The 21,495-nt window shown below is 72.4% G+C and carries 21 protein-coding genes; 14 read left to right on the forward strand and 7 right to left on the reverse strand.

Going from position 1 to position 21,495, the window contains the following annotated elements:
• Positions 1-17 precede the first annotated feature (17 nt).
• The 8 genes from ABZ267_RS07125 (at position 18) to ABZ267_RS07160 (ending at position 7,508) form a co-directional block, all read left to right on the forward strand.
• The gene (locus ABZ267_RS07125) at positions 18-842 is read left to right on the forward strand and encodes an SAM-dependent methyltransferase (RefSeq protein WP_356754484.1); all 825 of its coding nucleotides are present in this window, start codon (positions 18-20) and stop codon (positions 840-842) included.
• Positions 842-1,831, forward strand: coding sequence for a 3-oxoacyl-[acyl-carrier-protein] synthase III C-terminal domain-containing protein (locus ABZ267_RS07130; protein WP_356754482.1), 990 nt, complete (start codon positions 842-844; stop codon positions 1,829-1,831). Before ABZ267_RS07125 ends, ABZ267_RS07130 begins: the two co-directional genes overlap by 1 nt.
• Entirely contained in the window at positions 1,831-2,097 is a 267-nt protein-coding gene (locus tag ABZ267_RS07135; RefSeq protein WP_356754480.1) for an acyl carrier protein, read from the forward strand. Before ABZ267_RS07130 ends, ABZ267_RS07135 begins: the two co-directional genes overlap by 1 nt.
• A gap of 49 nt (positions 2,098-2,146) precedes the next feature.
• On the forward strand, positions 2,147-2,953 hold the full coding sequence (locus tag ABZ267_RS07140) for a hypothetical protein (RefSeq protein WP_356754478.1): 807 nt from the start codon (positions 2,147-2,149) through the stop codon (positions 2,951-2,953).
• Positions 2,954-3,045: 92 nt separating this feature from the next.
• Entirely contained in the window at positions 3,046-4,434 is a 1,389-nt protein-coding gene (locus tag ABZ267_RS07145; protein WP_356754476.1) for a condensation domain-containing protein, read from the forward strand.
• The gene (locus ABZ267_RS07150) at positions 4,431-5,483 is read left to right on the forward strand and encodes a polysaccharide deacetylase family protein (RefSeq protein WP_356754474.1); all 1,053 of its coding nucleotides are present in this window, start codon (positions 4,431-4,433) and stop codon (positions 5,481-5,483) included. Before ABZ267_RS07145 ends, ABZ267_RS07150 begins: the two co-directional genes overlap by 4 nt.
• A gap of 67 nt (positions 5,484-5,550) precedes the next feature.
• Entirely contained in the window at positions 5,551-6,858 is a 1,308-nt protein-coding gene (locus tag ABZ267_RS07155; protein ID WP_356754472.1) for an MFS transporter, read from the forward strand.
• A 50-nt stretch (positions 6,859-6,908) separates the two neighbouring features.
• Positions 6,909-7,508 (forward strand): 4'-phosphopantetheinyl transferase superfamily protein, encoded by a 600-nt coding sequence (locus ABZ267_RS07160; protein ID WP_356754470.1) that lies wholly within the window; start codon positions 6,909-6,911, stop codon positions 7,506-7,508.
• Positions 7,509-7,589: 81 nt separating this feature from the next.
• Here the strand turns inward: ABZ267_RS07160 and ABZ267_RS07165 are convergent, their stop codons facing one another.
• The 4 genes from ABZ267_RS07165 to ABZ267_RS07180 form a co-directional block, all read right to left on the reverse strand.
• Positions 7,590-7,994, reverse strand: a complete 405-nt coding sequence (locus tag ABZ267_RS07165; protein WP_356754546.1) for a GntR family transcriptional regulator — start codon at positions 7,992-7,994, stop codon at positions 7,590-7,592.
• 46 nt (positions 7,995-8,040) lie between these two features.
• The gene (locus tag ABZ267_RS07170; protein ID WP_356754468.1) at positions 8,041-9,015 is read right to left on the reverse strand and encodes an ABC transporter permease subunit; all 975 of its coding nucleotides are present in this window, start codon (positions 9,013-9,015) and stop codon (positions 8,041-8,043) included.
• Positions 9,012-9,956: an ABC transporter ATP-binding protein gene (locus ABZ267_RS07175; RefSeq protein ID WP_356754466.1), complete on the reverse strand. Its 945-nt coding sequence runs from the start codon at positions 9,954-9,956 to the stop codon at positions 9,012-9,014. The genes ABZ267_RS07170 and ABZ267_RS07175 overlap by 4 nt, the downstream gene beginning before the upstream one ends.
• 110 nt (positions 9,957-10,066) lie before the next feature.
• Positions 10,067-10,750, reverse strand: coding sequence for a phosphotransferase (locus ABZ267_RS07180; RefSeq protein ID WP_356754464.1), 684 nt, complete (start codon positions 10,748-10,750; stop codon positions 10,067-10,069).
• 203 nt (positions 10,751-10,953) lie between these two features.
• Here ABZ267_RS07180 and ABZ267_RS07185 point away from each other — a divergent pair, with 203 nt between their 5' ends.
• Entirely contained in the window at positions 10,954-12,333 is a 1,380-nt protein-coding gene (locus ABZ267_RS07185) for a carbohydrate-binding protein (RefSeq protein ID WP_356754462.1), read from the forward strand.
• 107 nt (positions 12,334-12,440) lie between these two features.
• Positions 12,441-13,304 (forward strand): carbohydrate-binding protein, encoded by an 864-nt coding sequence (locus ABZ267_RS07190; protein WP_356754460.1) that lies wholly within the window; start codon positions 12,441-12,443, stop codon positions 13,302-13,304.
• Positions 13,305-13,393: 89 nt separating this feature from the next.
• Here ABZ267_RS07190 and ABZ267_RS07195 read toward each other — a convergent pair whose 3' ends face one another.
• A complete protein-coding gene (locus ABZ267_RS07195) occupies positions 13,394-15,061 on the reverse strand; it encodes a bifunctional 3'-5' exonuclease/DNA polymerase (RefSeq protein WP_356754458.1) in 1,668 nt (555 codons plus the stop codon).
• Between the two features lie 171 nt (positions 15,062-15,232).
• On the opposite strand from ABZ267_RS07195, the gene ABZ267_RS07200 reads away from it, so the two are divergent.
• Positions 15,233-16,414, forward strand: a complete 1,182-nt coding sequence (locus ABZ267_RS07200; protein WP_356754457.1) for a DUF2786 domain-containing protein — start codon at positions 15,233-15,235, stop codon at positions 16,412-16,414.
• A 36-nt stretch (positions 16,415-16,450) separates the two neighbouring features.
• Complete coding sequence (locus ABZ267_RS07205) at positions 16,451-18,574, forward strand: FUSC family protein (RefSeq protein ID WP_356754455.1); 2,124 nt, start codon at positions 16,451-16,453, stop codon at positions 18,572-18,574.
• 15 nt (positions 18,575-18,589) lie between these two features.
• Here the strand turns inward: ABZ267_RS07205 and ABZ267_RS07210 are convergent, their stop codons facing one another.
• Positions 18,590-19,138 carry a hypothetical protein gene (locus ABZ267_RS07210; protein WP_356754453.1) on the reverse strand — a complete coding sequence of 183 codons (549 nt, stop codon included), beginning with the start codon at positions 19,136-19,138 and terminating at the stop codon, positions 18,590-18,592.
• Positions 19,139-19,425: 287 nt separating this feature from the next.
• Here ABZ267_RS07210 and ABZ267_RS07215 point away from each other — a divergent pair, with 287 nt between their 5' ends.
• Positions 19,426-19,662 carry a DUF397 domain-containing protein gene (locus ABZ267_RS07215; RefSeq protein ID WP_018514287.1) on the forward strand — a complete coding sequence of 79 codons (237 nt, stop codon included), beginning with the start codon at positions 19,426-19,428 and terminating at the stop codon, positions 19,660-19,662.
• An 81-nt stretch (positions 19,663-19,743) separates the two neighbouring features.
• Here ABZ267_RS07215 and ABZ267_RS07220 read toward each other — a convergent pair whose 3' ends face one another.
• On the reverse strand, positions 19,744-20,247 hold the full coding sequence (locus ABZ267_RS07220; RefSeq protein WP_356754451.1) for an ATP-binding protein: 504 nt from the start codon (positions 20,245-20,247) through the stop codon (positions 19,744-19,746).
• Between the two features lie 350 nt (positions 20,248-20,597).
• Here ABZ267_RS07220 and ABZ267_RS07225 point away from each other — a divergent pair, with 350 nt between their 5' ends.
• Positions 20,598-21,479: a helix-turn-helix transcriptional regulator gene (locus tag ABZ267_RS07225; protein ID WP_356754449.1), complete on the forward strand. Its 882-nt coding sequence runs from the start codon at positions 20,598-20,600 to the stop codon at positions 21,477-21,479.
• Positions 21,480-21,495 lie beyond the last annotated feature (16 nt).

Genomic DNA, 21,495 nt, shown 5'->3' on the forward strand with positions numbered 1-21,495 from the left:
GAGGAGGGGTCTTCACCATGGATGCAGTCTCGTACACCGCCCAGTGGATGGCCGCGGCCCGCGCACAGGAGTCCGAGCGGGAGGACGCGCTCTTCACCGACCCGCTCGCGCGTGACCTGGCCGCGCCCCGCGGCTTCGAACTGATCGAGCGGTACGTCGGCGGCGGCGTGCTCCCCTTCATCTCCATCCGGACCCGGTTCCTGGACGACGCCATCAAGGAGATCGTCGCCGGGAGCGGAATCCAGCAGGTGGTGCTGATCGCGGCCGGCATGGACACGCGCGCGTTCCGGCTCGACTGGCCGGACGGCACCGAGCTCTACGAGGTCGACCACGCCGCGCTGATCGCCGAGAAGCGCCGTCGGCTCGACGCGCTCGGAGCCGAGCCGCGCACCGACCGGCGCGAGGTCTCCGCCGACCTGACCACGGAGTGGCTGCCCGATCTGGAGGCGGCCGGGTTCGACCGCGGCCGGCCGACGCTGTGGGTCGCGGAGGGGCTCACCTTCTTCCTCACCGAGGAGCAGGCCGGCGGGCTGCTGCGGCTGCTCGCCTCCGCCTCGGCTCCCGGCAGCCACCTGGCCTTCGACATGCTCGGGCGGGCCATGCTGCGCAGCCCGTTCTCCAAGCGCTTCCTGGACGCGCTCGCGGCCGACGACACGCCGTGGCTCTTCGGCACCGACGAGCCCGAGGAGTTCCTGACCGGGCACGGCTGGAAGACCACCGACCTGCGCGAGCCCGGCCAGACCGATGCGGGCGAGGGTCGGTGGCCGTACGAGGTGCAGCCGCGGGGCCGCCGGGGCGCCAACCGGCTGTGGCTGATCCGCGCCGAGGTCGTGACGGACTGATGGCGCACGCGACCACCGAACGGCCGGCCGGCGTCCGGCGGATCACGCTGGAGCGGATCGAGTCGTACGTGCCCGAGCGCACCGTACGGATCGAGGAGCTGGGCGAGCGGCTCGGGCTGCACCGGGCCCAGCTCGGCGTCTTCCGCAAGTTCTACGGCCTGGACACTCTCCGCTTCGACCCCGGACTCCCGCTCCTGGACCTGCTGCGGCCCGCCGCCCGCAGCGCCTTGGCCGCGCTGCCCTCCGGCGGCCGGGTCGACTACCTGGCGTACGCGCACACCACTCAGGCCGTGGCCCCGCCCGATGTGGACATCGCTCAGGTGGTCGGTGAGGACCTCGGTCTGACCGAGGCCGAGGCCTTCGGCTTCAGCCACCAGGCGTGCGTCAGCAGTCTCGGCGCCATCGAGGTGCTCGGCGAACTGCTGCGCGCGGAAGGAGCCGAGGGCGCGTACGCGCTGATGGTCACCGGCGAGCAGGCGTACTCACCGATGGTCCAGCACATCCCGAACACCTCGATCATGGCGGATGCCGCCGCCTCCTGTCTGATCACGCTGGACGGCGACGGTGATGTGGTCCGGTCCTTCGCCATCCGGACGCTCGGTGAGTACGCGCAGTGGCTGGAGCTGACTCCCGAGCAGAACACCGAGTTCGGCGAGCAGTACGGCCGGCGGATCGCGGATGTCATCCACGAGGCGCTGGCACAAGCCGAGTTGACGCTCGACGAGGTCGACCTGGTGATCCCGCACAACGTCAACAAGCTGGCCTGGCGGCAGACCATCAAGGAGCTGGAGGTGGCACCGGAGAAGGTCTTCCTGGACAACGTCCCGCGCTACAGCCACACCTACGCCTCGGACGTCTTCGTCAACTACACCACTCTGCGGGACGAAGGCCGCCTGGTCGACGGCGCCCACTATCTGCTGGTCTCCGTCGGCCTGGGCGCCACCTTCGGCGCGATGGTGATCACCCACCGTGCGGGAGGCGGTGCCTGATGGAACGTCAGGAACTGTTGCTGACCATCGAGAAGGCGCTCAGCGAGGTGCTGGAGCGGCCGGTGAGCGGGCTGACCGAGGAGACCGCGCTCTTCGACGAGCTGCGGCTGACCTCCATCGCCGTCCTCGGGATGCTGATGAGCGTCGAGGAGGCGACCGGGATCTCCGTCGACCCGGAGGGGCTCGACATCGACCACCTGCGGACGCTCGGCTCCTTCGCCGACTACGTCGAGGCCGCGATCCGCGCGGAGGAGGAGGCGTCATGAGTCGCATCCGTGAAGAGCGCGTCGTGAGCCGCGCCGTGGAGGAGGCCTCATGAGTGCGCTCACCGTACGGGCCGCCGCCTCGGTGCGCTCGCCGCAGGGCCGGACACCGGAAGGCGCTCCGGCCGCGCTCGACTACTTCCGTGATCTGCTCACGCCGTTCGGCGAGAAGCCGGACGAGGAGCTGCTGAGCCGCGGCCCGCACGTGTACCACCGCGACCTCGTCGACCTGCTCGTCGCCGACGAGGCCGTCGGCCGCAGCCGGCCGGAGCTGGCGATCGTCGCGCACGCGCTGCCGGACGTGGTGCCGTTCACCGCCGTCGCACCGCATCTGACCGAGCAACTCGGCGGTCGTGCGGTCAACTTCGCGATCGGCCAGCAAGGTCTGGCCGCGCCCTTCACCGCGCTGCGGATCGCCTCGGCGTACCACCGCTCGGGCCGGGCGGCGGAGGTGGTGATCGCGGTGCTGGAGCAGACCACGCTGCCCACCGCGCTCCCGCTGGTCCAGGAGACGCCGCTGACCGACTCGGCCGCCGCGCTGGTGCTCGGGTCCGGCGGCGGCGAGGGGCTCGGGTTCGTCCGGGCCCGCTCGGCCGGTTCGGCCACGGCCGCCGTGGAGCGGGAGTTCGGAGACGGCGGAGGTGACGGGACGCTGCTGGTCCTCGGGCCCTGGGTCACCGAGGACGTTCCGGCGCACGGCGCGGTGCACCGGGTGGCGCCGGGCGGCTACTGCACCAGCCTCTGGCTGGAGCTGGCCGACCACTGGCAGGAGTGGCAGCGCGCCTACCGGCGGATCGTGCTGTGCGACACGGACCCGCGCTCCGGCCGCAGCCACGTGGCGCTCTTCGCCACCGCCTAGATCCCGGGCCGGACGCGGTCAGGCGTCCGGCCCGGTCACCGCAGAGAGCCACCACGGACAACAGAGGCAACGGAAAGGAAGGCGGGAACACGATGACGACGGCCGAGGACCGGACCATCAGGCTGGACTCCGCGAGAGCCGGGAGCGGCCCGGCGACCTGGGGGCAGCGGGCGATCTGGGGTGTCGTCTCCCGGCTCGGCGACGACGCGCCCCGCTACAACCTGCCCGTCGAACTCCCCGTCTCCCCGCCTCGCCCGGCCGGCCGCGTCCTCGCGGACCTCACGGAGCTGCTCCTGCTCCACGACAGCCTGCACACCCGGTTCCTGCCGCGCCGCGAGGACGGTGGTGAGGACGGCCTGGAGCAGGTCGTGGACGGCAGCGGTGAGCTTCCGGTGGAGGTGGTCCGTACGAGCACGGCCGCGCAGGCCCCGGAGGCCGGCGCCGCGCTGCTGAAGGAGCTGGGCGGCCGCGCCTTCGACCACACACGGGAGTGGCCGCTGCGGGTCGGTCTGGTGGAGAGCGAAGGCCTCGTCCACCGGTTGGTGCTGGTCGGCGCGCACACCGGGATGGACTACTGGGGTCTCGGCCGGCTCCTCCGCGACCTGGAGGCGGTCCAGGCCGGGGCCACCGCCGCCTCGCTCCGCGCCTCCCGCTCCGCCACCCAGCCTCTGGAGGCCGCGGAGGTCCAGGCCTCGCCGCTCGGCCGCCGCCGGGACGAGGCGGCCCGCCGCCACTGGGTCGAGCAGCTGACGGCCGGCCCCCGGCAGATCTTCCGGAACCCCGCCGCGCCGGAACTCGCCGACGACCCGGGCCGCCGCTTCCCGAACGCGCTGCTGCGCTCGCCGGCGCTGGCGGTGGCCGTCGGAAGGGTGGCGGAGGCGCTGGGCGTGAGCGACGCCGTCGTGCTGCTCGGCGCGGTCTCGCACCAGCTGGCGCTGTCGTCCGGGAGCGATGAGGTGCTCTTCCAGGTGGTGGTGGGCAACCGGTTCCAGCCGGCCGCCGCCGCCGTGGTCTCCACGGCGGCACAGGAGGCCCTGTTCCGGCTCACCGACGCCGGCCGGGACTTCGAGGACGCGGTGCGGCGGACGAGGTCCGTCGCGTTCAGCGCGTTCCGCCATGCCGCGTACGACAAGTGGGCGCTGGACCGCGAGGTGGCCGGGCTGGTCGAGAAGGAGGCGGCCGCCGACCACTCGTACTGGTGGAACGACACCCGTGACCCGGCCGTCACGCCGTTCGACACGGTGGAGCGGCCCGACGTGCCGCTGAGCGAGCTGGCCGGCCGGACCGAGCTGACCTGGCCGACCGAGTTCCTGCCGCGCAGGAACGTCTCGATCGCGGTGGACGCGCTGACCGCGCCGGGCGCGCTGGACCTCGCCATGACCGCCGACCCGGCCGTCATCAGCCGTACGGGCATGGAGCGGTTCCTGCGCGGTGCCGAGCGGCTCATCGTGGACAAGGCGATCGCGCTGGAGGGCCGATGAGCAAGCGGTACGCGGGCATCGCCTGGACGGAGACGGGCTACCGGGTCGAGGTCGTGGACGACGCCGGACGGCAAGTGGTCGGGGAGAGCGGCTGGAGCGGTGGCCAGGTCGCCGAACTGATCGGCTGGCTGCGTCGGTTGGGTGACGGCCAGGAGGTTTTGGCCGTCGTCCTGGACAGCACCAACGGACTGCTCGACGGGCCGATGACGGCGGCCGGCCTGGAGGTGTACCGCGCGGACCCGTGGCTGCTGCCGCCGCGCCCGCGCTTCGGCTCCGTCACCGCCGTACAGCTCGCGGAGCAGGCCAGGACCGCGCCCGGCGCGCTGGCCCGGGTCACCGCCGAGGGCGGCACGCTGACCGGGCGCGCCGAGGAGTTCTTCGCAGGTGTGGAGCGCGGCGAGCCGGCCCGGGCGGCGCTGACGGCGGCCGGAGGCTGCTTCGACCACGGCCGCCGGGACGATCCGCGCGTGGCGCTCACCTTCGACGACGGCCCCGACCCGGTCTTCACCCGCCAGGTGGTGGAGATCCTGGAACGGTACGGGGCGCGGGCCACGTTCTTCTGCGTCGGCCACCATGTCGCGGCGCTGCCCGACGAGGTACGCCGGATCGCCGCGGCCGGACACGAGCTCGGCAACCACTCCTGGTCGCACCCGTACCTGCCCGACCTCACACCGGCGGAGCTGCGCGAGCAACTGGAGCGTACGGCTGAGGAGTTGGCCCGGGTTAGTGGGACCGGCGAGGCTCCGGCCTGGTTCCGGCCGCCGTACGGAGCCCTGACTCCCGAGGTGCTCGACGCGCTGGACGGCTACCCGACCACGCTGACGATGTGGGACGTGGACGCCCGCGACTGGTCGAGGCCCGGGCCCGAGCAGATCGCCGCGACCGTCCTGGAGGGCGCCGGGCCGGGCTCGGTGGTCCTGATGCACGAGGGCGCCGGCGACCGGGCGCAGACCGTTCAGGCGCTCCCGTCGATCGTCGAGGGCCTGCTGGAACGCGGCCTGGAGCTGGTCACGGTCGGAGAGCTGGCGGCGCCCGGCGACACCGGCTGACCACGTCGGCCCGATGACCACCATCCCGATCAACGACCGAAGGATCTGAACGGCTATGGAAGAGCGCTTGGCAGAGCACGCCGCGGCGGAACCGCCTCCGCCACCGGCACCGCCGAAGGACGGCCCGGGAGGTTCCGGCGGCCTCGGCGGCTCCGGCGGCGGCCCGTCGGCCGGAGAGCCGGCGATCTGGTCCCGCAACTTCAAGTTCTACTTCGTCGGCCGCAGCGCCGGCCTGCTCAGCTGGGCCATGCTGCCGGTCGCGGTCGCCGCCGGTCTGCTCATCGACGGGTACGGGCTGGAGACCGCGGGCTACTCGATGGCCTTCCTGGTCGCTCCGTTCGCCGGGCTGGTGCTCTTCGGCGGAGTGCTCGCCGACCGGTTCACCGCCCGCCGGATGATGATCATCGCCGACCTGGCCAACCTGGTCGCGCACGTCCTGCTCGCGCTCCTCTTCATCCACGGCATCGACCATCTCTGGCAGCTGTACGGGCTGTTGGTGGTCGCCGGTACCGCCAACGCGCTCTTCCAGCCCGGCGCCGCCTCCACCGTCCCGCTGGTCTCCCGGGACGTGCAGGGCGCCAACGGCATCCTCCGCACCTCCGAGGCGATCACCGGCCTCGGCGGCCCGGCGCTCGCCGGCACGCTGGTCGGGTTCGGCTCCACCGGCTGGGTCATGGTGATCTCCGCCGTCGCCTACGGCACCAGCGCCATCTGCCTGTTCGTGCTCAAGCTCGGCGTGGTGCCGGCACCGCCGGCCGGTGAGTCCATGTGGCACAACCTGGCAGTCGGCTGGCGGGAGTTCTGGTCCCGCAGCTGGCTCTGGGGCGTCATCGTGATCTGGATGTTCTACGCGGTGCTCGCCTGGGGCCCTCAACTCTCGCTGGCCGCCGGGGTCATCGTGCCGGAGCACGGTGCGCGCGCCTTCGGTCTGGTCAACGCCGCGCTGGGCGCCGGAACCATCATCGGCGGGCTGCTGGCCATCCGCTACAAGCCCGAACGGCCGCTCGCCGCAGGTGCGGTGGCGATGATGGCGTATCCGCTCTATCCGCTCGGCATCGTGCTCGGCTGGCCGGTCTGGATGCTCGTCGCCGCGCAGGTCGCGGTCGGTACCGGGATCGGGGTCTGGGGCGTCATGTGGTCCACCAGCGTGCAGACGCAGGTGCCTGGCGAGATGCTCAACCGCATCCACGCGTACGAGGTCGCGGGCTCGGTCGGCATGTACCCGATCGGCAGCGCGCTGGCCGGCCCGGCGGTCGGCCTGTTCTCGACGAAGGCGGTGCTCATGGTCGGCGTCGTGGTCTCCTTCCTCACCGCCTCCTCGCTCCTCATCGCCCGCCCGATCCGCGAGCTGCGGCGGGTGCCGGACCGGCTCTGAGCGCGTTCCGACCCGGGCGGCCGCTCCGATGGCGTACGGCCGCCGAGGGCGTGCACTACGTGGTCGGCCGGAGTACGGAGGTGCTGGACGCGCTGCCCGTCGCCGAGCGGGACCGGGCGGCGGCGGCGCGGTTGCCGCCGTGGCGTGGAGCGGAGTACGCCGCTGCGCGGACGCTGCTGCGCGCCTTGCTGCGGGAGGTCGGCCAGGACCTGGAGGACGGACCGGTCGCCGCGCATCCGGGCGGCCGGCCGTACCTGCCGGGCCGGCCGGACCTGGGCGTGAGCCTCTCGCACTCCTCCGGCTGGGTCGCGGCGGCGGTCGGCCGGGACCGTGACGTCGGCGTCGACGTGCAGACCCCGGTCCACGCCTCCGGCCGGCTGCTGCGCCTGTGCTGTTCGCCGGCCGACGCCGAGGCGCTCGCCGTCCTGCCGGAGGCGCGGCGGCGACGCGAGTTCGCCTGGATCTTCACGGTCCAGGAGGCGTGCGTGAAGGCGGTAGGCCGCGGGCTCTCCGGGCGTCCTTGGAGCGTGCCGGTGGCGGTCGGCCAACAGGCGGGAGACTGGGGGCCGGTGAGCTGGTGCGCTCCGCGCGGCGGCGCGCCGGTCCCGGTCGCCTGCGCCTGGAACGTACGCCTGCAGGACGGCAGTTGAGCCGACCTGCCACGCGGGCCCGGCCGAGGTCCGGAGCGGACGAGGCGAGCCGGGCCGGCGAGGACGCCGTGCTCCGCCGCCTCAGCCCGCCGCCTCGTCCGAGTACGCCACCTCGAACGCCGAGCGGAACAGGGCCGTCACGTCCTGGCCCGTGAGGCCCTCCGTCCGGGCCTCGTCCAGCCACGCGGCCAGGGACGCGCGGAGCGGGGAGTCGGGGCCGGACCGGGGCTGGGCCAGGGTGCGGGTGATGAAGGTGCCGGCTCCTTGGCGCACCTCGGCGAGGCCGGCCCGTTCCAGTTCGCGGTAGGCCTTCAGCGTGGTGTTCGGGTTGACCTTGGTCGTGGCGGCGACCTGGGCGGCGGTCGGCAGCCGGTCGCCCTCCTCCAGCGCGCCCATGCGCAACGCCTGTTCGACCTGGCGGACGATCTGGAGGTACGTCGCCACCCCGCTGCGCCGGTCGATGCGGAACACGACCACCGACTTCACCTTCCGCTCGTTTGCCGACACTTTACGTAGGGGATGCGCACCGTCCCTACAGCGGTCGGCGCGAGACCCGCCACAGGACGAACGCCGTGAGGACCGCCGTACCGGCGAGCAGGATGCCGGCGCCGGTCCACTGCATTGCCGCCATCTGGTCGTGGTCCAGGTACTCGATGACGTCGTTGACGATGCCGTGCTTCGCGATGCACGCGTTCTGGGCCTCGTCGGTGGCCTCGGCGCAGGTGCCCCAGCCGAAGAGCTGCCCGTCGGCGTTGCCGACCCAGCGGTCGACCTCGTACGACTCGGCGAAGCGGGCCGGGAGTTCGGTGTCCTTCGGGTAGGTGAACATCTGCGTGGGGCCGAGCCGCATCCGGATCTCGTCCCAGACGTAGGCGGAGATGGCCATGAAGGCGAGTGTCACCGCCATGGCGGGCACCAGGCGGCGCAGCAGGACGCCGACGGTGATGCCCATGGCGGTCACGAAGAGGAGCAGCGCGGGCAGGACCGGACCGGTGTTGTCGAAGATCGGCCCTTCGATCCACTTGGTGTAGAAGAGGGAGCGGTGCGGCTGCCACCACCAGGTGAAGGCGGCCGAGAGCACCAGCCCGCAGACCAGCGCGAGGCCGTAGGCGAAGGCCAGCTTGGCGACCAGCCACTGGCGTCGGGTCACGGACTGGGTGGTGACCAGTTGTGCCGTGCCGTTCTCCCGGTCGCCCGCGATCAGCGGGGCGCCGACGAAGACGGCGAGGATCAGCGGGAGGCCCGAGAGGAGGGAGGCGATGACGCCGTAACCCCGGCTGTCGTCGACCGCGTACCGGACCTCCTTCTCCGGCCAGCCGGCCGCTTGGACGAGCTGGAGCATCTCGTGGCGCTGATACACGATCCAGAGCACGCCGAACACGGTGAGGGCAAGGACGGAGGCCAGCGCGGTCCGGTGCTGGCGTACGACGAGCCACGGCAGTCCGCGCAACAGGCGGCGGCGGGGCTGGTGTTCGGTCGGGTTCTCGGTGAGGGTGCGGGTGCTCATGCGGCCTGGTTCCCTTCGGCTTCGACGCGGGCGCCCTGGGTGTAGAGCGAGGGTGCCCCCGGCGAGCGCAGATGGGCGAGCAGGACCTCTTCCAACGAGGGTTCGGCGCTCTCCCAGTCGGCCGGCAGCGGGCCCTTCGGCCGGATCATCGCGTGGAACTGCCGTCCCTGGACGCGGGTTTCGACCACGGTGTGCTGGTCCAGCTCGGACGGCAGCCGGCCGTCCCGGGTCACGCCGGTCACCAGCGTGTGGGCCGGTACGAGAGCGTCGGCGTCGCCGGCCATCCGGATCCGGCCCTCCGCCACGACCAAGAGGTAGTCGCACATGTCCTCCAGCTCGGTGAGCAGGTGCGAGGACATCACCACCGTGGTGCCGCGCTCGACGGCCTCCGCCATCAGCAGCGTGCTCATCTCGTCGCGGGCCAGCGGGTCCAGGTCCGACATCGGCTCGTCCAGGAGCAGCAGGTCGGGCCGCTTGCCGAAGGCGAGCGCGAAGGCGACCCGGGTGCGCTGGCCGCCGGAGAGCGCGCCGATCTTCGTGTGCATCTCGATGTTGCCGGAACGGACGATCCGCTCGGCCGCCGACGCATCCCATCCCGGGTTGAGTTCGGCGCCCATCCGCAGCGTGTCCGCGACGGAGAACCGCTTGAAGAGCGGCTTGTCCTGGCCGAGGAAGGCGAACCGCTCCATCGCGGCCGGATCGTCCACCGGAATGCCGAAGACGCGCAACTCGCCGGTCGTCGGCTGTATCTGACGGGTCACCAGTCCGAGCAGCGTGCTTTTGCCCGCTCCGTTCGGTCCGACCAGTCCGCAGATGCGTCCGGCCGGGATCCGGAAGGAGCAGTCGCGCAGCGCCCAGGTGCCGAAGTAGCGCTTGCCCAGCCCGCGCGCCTCCAGCGCCCAGCTGCCCGGGGTCCCGTTCGCCGTGCTCGTGTCCGCCACGCGCCTCGCCTCGATTCCATTAGTCAATTAATGGAATCATGGTGTTCTGGGGGAATGCCTGTCAAGCGCACGGCCGGAGCCGCGCGCCGGTCAGGCAGATGGCGTGTCCGTCAGGGCGCGCAGCCGCGCACCATCTCCACCGCCGCGTCCAGGCAGCCGCGTTCGGGCGCCGTCAGGAACGGGTTCTCGTGCTGACGGGTCCGGGCGCGGGCCAGGTCGGCGGGGTCGGTGCCGCCGTCGGCGGCCAGTTCCGCGAGGAGCGCGGCCAGCAGCGTACGGGCTTGTGCCTCCGGCGCCGGGAACTCCGGGTCGAGCGCCACCCGGGCCAGGGTCAGCGCCGACATCGCCCGGTCGAAGCCGGGCGGGCCCTCCTCGGCGGTGGACCAGTCGATCACCACCGGACCCCGCTCCGTCAGCATCACGTTCTCCGGATGCAGGTCGAGATGGAGGATGCGGTCTCCGGGATCGGCCGAGACGCGCGGCGGGATCGCGTGCAGATCGCGCAGCAGCCGGGCCAGCAGCGCGCCTGCCTCGGCGGCGTCCAGGGTCCCCGCCAGCAGGGCCTCGGCCATCGTCGGGCCGGACAGCCGCTGGAGCACCAGATCCGTGGGGCGGGCCCCGGCGGCGGGCGGGCCGATGCGCGGCACCGGATACCCGAAGGCGCGGACGTACGACATCACGGCCAGCTCCTCCGTGGTGTCGGAGCGGTCGCGGTAGCGGCGAAGGACCCAGGAGCCGTCGAGTTCGTACACGTCGGCGGTGCGTCCCGAGCCCAGAAGTTGCCCTGTGTGCATGGGGCCGAACCTACCCGGGCGTACCGGTGAAAGGGAGACGCCGGGCGGCTTTGCGCGCGGACGCGCCCAGGCCCCATAACGCGGGAGGAGGGGGTGAACGGGATCTCCTGTGCCGACTCCGCGCGCGGCTACGGTGTCGGCAATTCCCTGGTCCGGACCAACCCCCACCGGACCCGGGCACCCCCTGAAGCAAGGAGAGTTACGTGGAGAACACCAAGCTCCGCAGACGCGTGCTCGCCACCGCGACCGCCACGGTGGCCGTCGGCGCGCTCGCCCTGGCGGGACTGACCTCAGTGGCGTCCGCCGGCCCGCCGGGAGCCACCGCTCCGGCCGTCTCCGCCGACAGCCTCTCACCCGGCCTGCTGGCCGCCATGGAACGCGATCTCGGCCTCGACGCGGACGCCGCCAGGACCCGGATAGCCGGCGAGTACCGGGCCGCCGCCATCGCCGCCGGCCTGGAGAAGTCCCTCGGTACCAGCTTCGCCGGCGCCCGGGTCAGCGGGGACACGGCGGACCTCACCGTCTCCACGACCGACGCCTCCGAAGCCGCGCTCATCACGAAGGCGGGCGCCACGGCCGAGGTCGTCGGCCACAGCCTGGACCGCCTCGAAGCGGCCAAGAAGGCACTCGACAAGGCAGCGCTGGCCAAAACCCCGAAGAACGTGCCCGTCTGGTACGTCGACGTCGCGGCCAACCGGGTCGTCGTGAACGGCGCGAGCACCTCGGCCGCCGAGGCGTTCGTGAAGGCCGCCGGAGTCAGCGACAAGCTGGTCACCGTGGCCCGCTCCGCCGAGCAGCCCCGCGCCCTCGCGGACATCCGCGGCGGCGACGCGTACTACATGGGCGGCGGAGGCCGCTGTTCCGTCGGCTTCTCCGTGACGCGCGGCTCCACCCAGAACGGCTTCGTCACCGCCGGCCACTGCGGCCGCACCGGCACCACCACCACCGGCGTCAACCAGCAGGCCCAGGGCACCTTCCAGGGCTCCACCTTCCCGGGCCGTGACTACGCCTGGGTCGCCACCAACGCCAACTGGGTGCCGAAGCCGCTGGTCAACGGCTACGGCCGCGGCGATGTGACCGTCGCCGGCTCCACGCCGTCCGTCGTCGGCGCCTCGGTCTGCCGCTCCGGCTCCACCACCGGCTGGCACTGCGGCACGATCCAGCAGCTCAACACCAGCGTCACCTACCCGGAAGGCACCATCTCCGGCGTGACCCGCACCTCCGTCTGCGCCGAGCCGGGCGACTCCGGCGGCGCGTACATCTCCGGCAGCCAGGCGCAGGGCGTCACCTCCGGCGGCTCCGGCAACTGCTCCTCCGGCGGTACGACGTACTTCCAGCCGCTCCTCCCGGCGCTCCAGGCGTACGGGCTGACGCTCGTCACCAGCGGCGGCGGCAACCCGACCACCCCGCCCACCACTCCGCCGCCCACCGACCAGCCGGGCGGCACCTGGGCCGCCGGTACGACGTACGCCGCCGGCGCCACGGTGACGTACGGCGGAGCCACCTACCGCTGCCTCCAGGCGCACACGGCCCAGGCCGGCTGGACCCCGGCGGCCGTCCCGGCCCTCTGGCAGCGCGTCTGACCGCCGTCCCGACGGCCTCCACCGCACCGTTCCGGCGTCACCGAACCTCCTGAACCTCCCCGCCTCCCCGCACCGAGGACTCCGAGGAAACCGTCATGACCCCACAAATGGACAACACAACCCCCCAGGAACCGAACGCTTCCGACGAAGCATCCGCGGACCGGCGGCGGATCAGCCGCAAAGGTCTCCTGAAGGCCGCGATCGTCGCGAGCGCGGCTCCTCTGCTCGCCGGAGGAGGCGTCGCGCTCGCCCGGGACGCCGCACCGGACGGGACCGCTCTCCTGGCTCCCACTCCGGAGTGCGACGACGGCGACGACACGACACCACCGCAGATGGAGGGCCCGTACTTCAAGCCCAACTCCCCGCGGCGCACCAGCCTGGTGACACCGAGCACTCCGGGCGTCCCGCTCACCGTGAGCGGTTACGTCTTCGGCCGGGCCTGCCGGCCGATCTCCGGAGCGCTGCTCGACTTCTGGCAGGCGGACACCAACGGGTCGTACGACATGGCCCAGTTCGCCTTCCGGGGCCACCAGTTCACCGGTGCCGACGGGTCGTTCACGCTCACCACCATCGTGCCGGGCCTCTATCCGGGACGGACCCGCCACATCCATGTGAAGGCCCAGGCTCCCGGAGGCCGCATCCTCACCACGCAGCTGTACTTCCCGGGCGAGCCGCGCAACAACACCGACGCGCTGTTCGACCCGGAGCTGCTGATGAACGTCCGCACCGTCGGCAACGGACGCCAGGGCACCTTCGACTTCGTGCTGGACGTCGCCCAGACGCCCGGCCCGACCGACCCGCCGACCGATCCGCCCACCGATCCGCCGGGTGGCACCTGGACGCCCGGCACCTCCTACCGCGCGGGAGACCGCGTCACCTACGGCGGGGTCGCCTACCGCTGCCGGCAGGCACACCGGTCCATCACGGGCTGGGAGCCGCCGAACGTCCCCGCGCTGTGGGAACGCGGGTAGCGACGGCAGCAGCGAAAGGCGCACCACCGCCCCGCGCCCCGTTCACGCCGTCCGGCGCGTGAACGGGGCGCTTCGGTCATGGGGCCGGGTCACTTCGCGTCCGAGTACCGCTCCACCACCGCCGTGGTGAACGGAAACCGCACCGGGGTCTCTCCGAAGGCGATCCGTCCGGCCAGGTCACCGGCCGCTCGGATCGCCTCGGTCACGGCGGCGGTCTCCTCGGCCGGGCAGTGCACGATCACCTCGTCGTGCTGGAAGAAGACCAGCTCGGCGCGGAGGCCCTGTTCGTGGAGGGTGCGGCGCAGTCCGGCCAGGAGGAGCAGCGCCCAGTCGGCGGCGCTGCCCTGGACCACGAAGTTCCGGGTGAAGCGGCCGCGGGCCCGGGACAGGCCGCCGTCGGACGCACTCTCGCCGCCCTCCTGCGGAAGGCCCGCCTCCTCGTCCTGGCCCGCCAGCGCCACCGGCGGGCTGGTGCGGCCCAGCCAGGTCCGCACCGTCCGGCCCTCCTCACCGGCCCGCGCCGCGTCGTCCACGTAGGCGACGGCGAGCGGGAAGCGGCGGCGGAGCGCGGCCAGGTTCTTCAGGCCGTCGCCGGAGGTCTGGCCGTAGACCGCGCCGAGCAGCGCCAGCTTCGCGTGCTCGCGGTCGCCGTGGAACGCCTTGTCGGAGAGGGCCTTGTAGAGGTCGCCGTCGTGGCCGGCCACCTCCATCAAACCCCGGTCGCGGGAGATCGCGGCCAGCACCCGCGGCTCCATCTGGTCGGCGTCCGCGACGACCAGCCGCCAGCCCTCGTCGGCGACGACGGCCTGCCGGATCACCTTGGGGATCTGGAGGGCGCCGCCGCCGTTGGTGGTCCAGCGGCCGCTGACCGTGCCGCCCGGCTGGTACTCCGGGCGGAAGCGGCCCTCGCGCACCCAGTCCTGGAGCCAGCTCCAGCCGTGGGCCGTCCAGATCCGGTACAGCTTCTTGTACGCGATCAGCGGCTCGACCGCCGGATGGTCCAGCTCCGCCAGCTCCCACCGCCGGGTCGACTTCACCGGGATCCCGGCCTGCGCGAACGCCTTCACCACATCGGCCGGCAGGTCCGGGCGGACCCGTCTGCCGAAGGCCGCCGACACCTCGTCCGCCAGCTCGGCCAGCCTGCGCGGCTCGCCGCCGCCCGCGTACCGCTCGCCCAGCAGTCCGTGCAGCATCTCCCGGTGCACATCGGCCCGCCACGGCAGCCCGGCCCGGTTCATCTCGGCCGCGACGAGCATGCCGGCCGACTCCGAAGCGGTCAGCAGCCGCATCCGGTCCGGGTGTTCGGCCGTGTCGTGGCGGCGCACCTGGTCCGCGTAGACCCGCAGCAGCCCCGCGAACGGGACCTCGGGGCCGGATCGCGGCTCGAAGAGGGAGGACTGCGAGCCGGGCGCGGCGGAGCGGGCCGGCGGATCGGGCGGTACGGGCGCGTTCTCCAGCCGGGCCAGCGCCGCGGCCGCGGACCGGGGCTCGCCGAGCCGGCCCGCGTGGCCGAGCAGCAGGAGCTCGGCGCACTCGATGTCGTAACACCGCTCGACGCGGACCCCGGCGGCGAGCAGCCGGGGATAGAGCTCGGCGGTGGACCGCCAGACCCAGCGCTCCACCTCGGGCCGCGAGCGGACGGCCGCCACCAGATCCGGCTCGGCCAGGACGGGCCCGGCGGCCGCACCGTCCCGCCCGAGCGGAGCGAGCAGCGCCCCGCCCCCGTCCACCGCCGCCACCGCCCACCGTCCGGTCATGGTCCGAGTCTGGCACCCACCACTGACACCGCCTCGGAGCGGGAGGGGCCCCGCGTCCGTCCGGCTCGGTGCGGCCGTCGGCGCGTCGAGCTGGACCCGGAGGCCGCGCCGGGACCCGGCGCCGATGCCGGTGCCAGAACCGCAACCGCACCACCCGCCTACCCTGGTCGGATGGAACCGGTGATCGACCAGGCATGCGCGGCGGCGCTGTACGCGGAGGGCGACGCGGCCCTGGACACCGGGGCCTCCCTGCTCGCCGCCGCTCCGGACGCGGACGACGCGCTGCACCGGCGCGGCGAGGAGTTCGTGACCCGGGCCTGGGGGAGGGGTTGGCGCCCTGCCGATCTGGTCCGGTTCGTCCGGCTGGAGCTGGACGAGCGGCGCGCGGCGCTGGCGGCCGCGCTGATCGCCGCCGAGACCGCGCGGTACGCGGAGCTGCCGCCTCGCTGGCGCGCCCAGCTCGCCGAACTGCCCGGGCCCGTACCGCGCAACAAGCCCGACCGGTTCAGTTACGCCTCCGACCTCCTGGAGCTCTACCGGCTGCTGCTCCGGCTCCCCGCCATCGAGCCCGTCGGCCCGGCGCCCGGCACCGCCGCCGACCACCTCCACCGGCCGCCCGCGCCCGACGAGCCCCGCATGCTCACCCGGATCCGCGCGCTGCTGGCGAAGGCGGAGGCAACCGGCTTTCCGGAGGAGGCCGAGGCGCTGACGGCCAAGGCGCAGGAGCTGATGGCCCGGCACAGCATCGACGAGGCCCTCATCGCCGCCCGCGGCCACAGCGCCGAGACGCCCGGCGCCTGCCGGATCGGCGTGGAACCGCCGTACGAGAGCGCGAAGGCGATCCTGCTCGACGCGGTGGCCTCAGCCAACCGCTGCCAGGCCGTGTGGAACGGCGACCTCGGCTTCAGCACGGTCGTCGGCTTCGAGGCGGACCTGGAAGCCGTCGAGCTGCTGTTCACCTCGCTGCTCGTGCAGGGAACGGCCGCGATGACCCGTGCGGAGGCCGGTCAGCGGGCCTCCGGCCGTAAGCGGACCAAGACCTTCCGGCAGTCGTTCCTGATGGCGTACGCGCAGCGGCTCGGCTCCCGGCTCGCCGACACCGCCGAACGGGCCACGGCGTCGGCGGATACGGAAACGGGGACGTCGGAAGGCGCCTTTGACCTGCTGCCCGTCCTCGCCGCCCGGGACGTCGCCGTCACCGAGACCGCCGAGCGGATGTTCCCGCGGACCACCACCACCCGCGTCCGTGGCGCCACCGACCTCGACGGCTGGAACCACGGCACCGAGGCCGCCGACCGGGCCCGGGTAGGAGGCTCCCGCAGCGGCCCGCGTGACGGCGAAATCATGGCGTAAGTCCGACTTGCTCGTGATCCGGGCTAGGCTCGGCCCATGAGCTGGCTCCGGGCGCTGAAGGAGACCGCCCGCTCGGGGCTGGAGATCGAGCGGCAGAGACTCGAACCGCTCATCGCCTTTCGCGGTGCGGCCGGTCTCGCTCTCGTCGTCGGTACGAGCCTGGTCCTCTTCGGGCCGGAGATCGCGGCGAGCTCGGCGTTCGGCGCCTTCCAGGCGGCCATCGCCACCTTCCAGCGAAGCTGGCGCCCGCGTCCCGTGCTCGCTCTCGTCTCCGGCGCCAGCCTCGCCGTGTCGACGTTCGTCGGTTACGTCTCCGCCTCGCATCCCGTCCTCTTCCTCTGCCTGCTCGGCGCCTGGACCTTCCTCGCCGGCCTGGCGTGGGCGGCGGGGCCGACCGGCGGGATCATCGCCTCGTCCAACGTCGCGATCATGCTGGTGACGATCACGCTGCCGACCTCCGTCGTGGACGCCGCGGCCCATGCCGGGATGATCCTGGTCGGCGGTGTGGTCCAGGCGGCGCTGATCGTCCTCTTTCCGGTACGGAGATGGGGCGCCCAGCGCGACGCGCTCGCCGACGCGCTGGCCGCCGAGGCCGACTACGCCCGCCGACTGCGCCACGACCCGGTCGCGCCCTTCGACCCGCTGCCGCTGATGACCGCCCGCAGCGCCGCCGCCGTCACTCCGCGCCAGGCCCGCCACCGTCCCGCCGAGCTCCACGGCGCCCGGGGCATCGCGGAGCGGCTGCGTCCGGTCCTCGCCTCGCTGGCCGACCCGGCGATGGGCGTACCGGCCGACGGCCTGGAACGGGCCTGGGTGAACGAGCTGCTCGGCGCCGCCGGGTCCGTGCTGGACGCCGCCGCGCGAGCCGTCCGGTACGGCGAACCGGTCCACCTCTCCGCCACCGACCTCGGCGTCCTCAAGACCCCGGACAACGACGTGATCCTCGTCGGCCCCGCACTCCGCGCCGCCGACCGCCTCGCCGCGCTGCTCGACGACGTCCTGGAGATCGCGGAAGGCACCGGCACCGACAGCGGCCTGCCCGAGAACCTCGCCCCGGACACCCGCCACCGCCCGACCCTGCTCCGGCTGATCCCGGTCGTCCTGCAGTCGATGCGCCGCGAGCTGCACCCGGGCTCGCCGATCCTGCGCCACGCGATCCGGGTCGCCGTGGTCGCCGTGGCGGGCTACTTCGTGGGCGCGGCCCTGCCGCTCGGCCACGGGTACTGGGCACCGATGACCGCAGTCATGGTGATGCGCCCGGAGTTCTCGCAGACGTACGGCCGCTCCGTGGCCCGCTTCGGCGGCACGCTGATCGGCGTCGGGCTCGCCACCGCCATCGTGCAGACCGCGAGCCCCGACGCCCGGCTCTCCGCGCTCCTGGCGGTGGTCTGCGCCGGGCTGATGTACCTGCTGATGCGGACCGGATACGCGGTCAGCCAGGTCTGCGTCTCCGCCTACGTGGTCTTCCTGCTCGGCATGGCCGGCGACGACTGGTCCCAGACCGTCACCGAACGCATCGTGCTCACGCTGGTCGGCGGGCTTCTCGCGATGGTCGCGTACGCGCTCTACCCGGCCTGGGAGACGCCGCGGCTGCGCAACCGGCTGGCGGAGTGGCTGGTGGCGGACGGGCGGTACGCGGCGACGGTGGTCGACCGGTACGCCGATCCGGCCCACCGCGACCTGGAGGAGGTACGGGACGCACTGATCGCGACCCGCGAGGCCAGGGTCGCGTGGCAGGAGGCGCTGGCGACCGCGCAGCACGAACCCGTACGCCACCGGGGCATCTCGCGCGCCGCCGCCACCGACGCGCAGCACGCGCTGGCCCAGCTCGGCCGGTCCGCGATGGTGCTGGAGGCCCACCTTCCGGCCCGCTCCGCCGACCCGGTGCCCGGCGCCGCCCAGCTGGCCGAGGCGTTGCGCCGGGCCACGGAGAAGGGCGCGAAGGCGGTACGGGAGCGGCGGCTGCCGGACTGGCAGCCGGTGGTGGACGCGGTGGCCCACTGGGACGTGCCGACGCCGACGGAGGACGGCACGACGCCGGTCGGCGACCCGGTGGTGCGGCGGGGCGCGGCGCTGCTTCTGGACGCGCTGGAGGAGTTCACCCGGGCCTTGGACGAGCGCGGCGGCTCGACCCGGGTGAGCAGCACTCTCGCGGAGTGATGAGCGGTCCGGGCCTCAGGAGGCCGACGGCAGCGACGGCAGATCGGAAGACAGCTCCGTCGGCAGGTCCGAGGGCAGACCGGTCGGCAGGTCCGAAGGCAGCTCGGTCGGGAGGTCCGTCGGCAGCGTGCCCGAGGCGGCCTTCGTCAGAGTGTCCTTGACCCCGCCGTCCCAGGAGAGAACCAGCTTCTTGCCGTCGTTGGACTCGATCGCGCCCATGGTGCGGTCGTCGGCCCCGCCGGTGCACTTCAGCGCGAGCATCACCTCGCCCATGTCCTTCACATCGCCCTGGCAGACGGCCTGGTCGGCGACGAGGGCGACCTTGCCGGCGGTGATGGAGACGGTGACGTTCCTGCCGTCGGTCAGCCCGACCCAGGTGCCCTCCAGCGCCGCGGCGTCCGTACCGGCGCCGTCCGAACCCTGACCGGCGCCGGGCGTCGCGCTCGACCCGGCACCCGGGCCGGAACCCTTGCCCGCGTCGTCGTCACTGCCGCATGCGGTCAGCGCCAGTGAGGCGGCCAGAGCGGCGACCACGACACCTCCGGTGCGTACGAACCTGGTCACGTGGAGTTCCCCCTTGCTGTTTTCCGGTCGAAAGACCGCGCCACGTTACCAAGGTTCTTCCGGCCAACTCCGTTAAGAGGGAGCCAAATAGGCGTGCCGTTCGTCTCTCCTCCAGGGTCTCCTTCAAGGTCCCCTTCAGGTCCTCCTTCAAGGTCTTCTCCAGGAGGGAAAACCTGTAATCAAAGCAACACCCCGCGTGCACGTGCATCTGCTCATGCATCGGCATATGAACAGAGCTATGATCCGATCTAGTTGACACTTGCACTTTGCAACTCGGGGAGCGTCCTGTGCACCACGTGTACAACGGCATGGCGGCCACAGAGCTTCGCGGAGTCGTCTGGCAGAAGAGCAGACACAGCAACTCCCAGGGGTCCTGCGTGGAGTTCGCGAAACTGCCCGGAGGCGATGTGGCGATGCGGAACTCGCGCCACCCCGACGGGCCGGCGCTCGTCTATACGCCGGCCGAGATCGAGGCGCTGCTGCTCGGCGTCAAGGACGGCGAGTTCGACCACTTGGCGATCTGAGGCCACCTGACGGCCGAAGTCCACCTGGCGGCCGGAGGATGGAACCGACGGCCGGGCGGCCCAGGATGATGCGGTGTGGATCTATTCGTTCTTCGCGCAGTCCGAGAGCCGGAACAGCGCCCAGACCACCTTGCCGTACAAGGGTGTTGACGAGAAGTCGCCCGCCGGCGCCGGCGACGGGTGCCAGCCCCAGCTGTCGCTGACGCACTCCACCAGGAACAGGCCGCGGCCCGACTCGGCGGAGTCCGCCGCCTCGCCCGCCACCGGGCTCTCCCGGCTGGGATCGCGCACCGCGCAGACCAGCCGCGAGCTCCACCGCATCAGATGAAGCCGCACCGGCGGGTCCTGGAACTCCCGCGGCGGGTCGCTCGGCAGCGCGTGGCGCAGGGCGTTGGTGACGAGCTCGGACACCACCAGGGCGACATCGTCGAAACGGTCGCTCAGCTCCCACCGGTCGAGGGTGGACCTGGTGAACTGCCGTGCTCCGCCGACCGCTTCGTAACGGGCGGGCAGAGCGCAGGAGGCCGAGCCGGCGACCCCTGAGGGGTCGGTCGGGGGAAGCCCCTGCCGTAACGGCTCGAGCATCGTCGATCCATTCGTCCCCATACGAGGCACTCCCGGGATTCGCGGCTGTAGCGGCACTGCCTGTCAGCGGTACTGCGGGGGGTACAGCGGCACAACACGAGCACGCAGGTGCGCAGGGGTCATGCTTCCCAATGCGCACAGCAGATGCAAGGGCAGATGCACGTGCACGCGCCGGACCTGCCCGATACCGTGGTGATTCCGGCGTATTTCTTCCGCCTGGCAGTTTCGGAGCTTTCCGGACGTCTTCCCATTTCCGTAATCGAATGAGTACGGGCTGAAGCGTTTTGGTGGCAGAATCCAAGGCTTCGGGGTCGAGGGGTTCCGGGGGCGCCCCGAGTGTCCGGTAGGCGATGGGGAGGGTCGGGCCAGTGTCGGCAGGCGAGTCGAGTGGATCGGTGGTGCGGCGCATCCTGCTGGGCTCTCAGCTCAGAAGGCTGCGGGAGTCGCGCGGTATCACCCGTGAGGCGGCCGGCTACTCCATCCGGGCCTCCGAATCGAAGATCAGCCGCATGGAGTTGGGACGGGTGAGCTTCAAGGCCAGGGACGTCGAGGATCTGCTCACGCTCTACGGTGTCGCGGATGCCGCGGAGCGCGACGCGCTCCTCGGCCTGGCGCGCGAGGCCAATGTGGCGGGCTGGTGGCACAGTTACGGCAATGCGCTGCCCGGCTGGTTCCAGACCTATGTGGGTCTGGAGGGAGCGGCCTCGGTCATCCGCATCTATGAAGTCCAGTTCGTGCACGGCCTGTTGCAGACCGAGGCCTACGCCCATGCCGTGGTCGCGCGCGGTATGCGCGGCGCATCGGCCGCCGACATCGAGCGCCGGGTCGCGCTGCGCCTGGAGCGCCAGAAGGTCCTCGTCTCCGAGCGGGCTCCAGCCTTCCACGCCGTGCTGGACGAAGCCGCGCTCCGCCGTCCGTACGGCGAACGCGACGTGATGCGCGCGCAATTGAGGCACCTGATCGACATGTCGGAGCAACCGAACATCACGCTTCAAGTCATGCCCTTCAGTTACGGAGGGCATGCGGGCGAGAGCGGTTCGTTCACGATGCTCCGATTCCCGGAATCCGATCTGTCGGACATTGTCTATTTGGAGCAGCTGACAAGTGCGCTCTATCTGGACAAGCCCGAGGAAGTCGCGCAGTACGAAAAGGCCATGGGCTGCCTGCGCAAGGACAGCCCGGGTCCTGAGGAGAGCCGCGATCTCCTGCGCGGACTCCTCCAACTGGCCTGATTAGTCGTTACGATGA

The organism is Streptomyces sp. NPDC006174, from assembly GCF_040614075.1.
Taxonomy (GTDB): Bacteria; Actinomycetota; Actinomycetes; order Streptomycetales; family Streptomycetaceae; genus Streptomyces.

Bases quoted from the DNA above. Each gene is read 5' to 3' on its own strand.
- ABZ267_RS07125 (WP_356754484.1), top strand. From the start codon at position 18: ATGGATGCAGTCTCGTACACCGCCCAGTGGATGGCCGCGGCCCGCGCA.
- ABZ267_RS07130 (WP_356754482.1), top strand. From the start codon at position 842: ATGGCGCACGCGACCACCGAACGGCCGGCCGGCGTCCGGCGGATCACG.
- ABZ267_RS07135 (WP_356754480.1), top strand. From the start codon at position 1,831: ATGGAACGTCAGGAACTGTTGCTGACCATCGAGAAGGCGCTCAGCGAG.
- ABZ267_RS07140 (WP_356754478.1), top strand. From the start codon at position 2,147: ATGAGTGCGCTCACCGTACGGGCCGCCGCCTCGGTGCGCTCGCCGCAG.
- ABZ267_RS07145 (WP_356754476.1), top strand. From the start codon at position 3,046: ATGACGACGGCCGAGGACCGGACCATCAGGCTGGACTCCGCGAGAGCC.
- ABZ267_RS07150 (WP_356754474.1), top strand. From the start codon at position 4,431: ATGAGCAAGCGGTACGCGGGCATCGCCTGGACGGAGACGGGCTACCGG.
- ABZ267_RS07170 (WP_356754468.1), bottom strand. From the start codon at position 9,015: ATGAGCACCCGCACCCTCACCGAGAACCCGACCGAACACCAGCCCCGC.
- ABZ267_RS07180 (WP_356754464.1), bottom strand. From the start codon at position 10,750: ATGCACACAGGGCAACTTCTGGGCTCGGGACGCACCGCCGACGTGTAC.
- ABZ267_RS07190 (WP_356754460.1), top strand. From the start codon at position 12,441: ATGGACAACACAACCCCCCAGGAACCGAACGCTTCCGACGAAGCATCC.
- ABZ267_RS07195 (WP_356754458.1), bottom strand. From the start codon at position 15,061: ATGACCGGACGGTGGGCGGTGGCGGCGGTGGACGGGGGCGGGGCGCTG.
- ABZ267_RS07200 (WP_356754457.1), top strand. From the start codon at position 15,233: ATGGAACCGGTGATCGACCAGGCATGCGCGGCGGCGCTGTACGCGGAG.
- ABZ267_RS07205 (WP_356754455.1), top strand. From the start codon at position 16,451: ATGAGCTGGCTCCGGGCGCTGAAGGAGACCGCCCGCTCGGGGCTGGAG.
- ABZ267_RS07220 (WP_356754451.1), bottom strand. From the start codon at position 20,247: ATGCTCGAGCCGTTACGGCAGGGGCTTCCCCCGACCGACCCCTCAGGG.
- ABZ267_RS07225 (WP_356754449.1), top strand. From the start codon at position 20,598: ATGGGGAGGGTCGGGCCAGTGTCGGCAGGCGAGTCGAGTGGATCGGTG.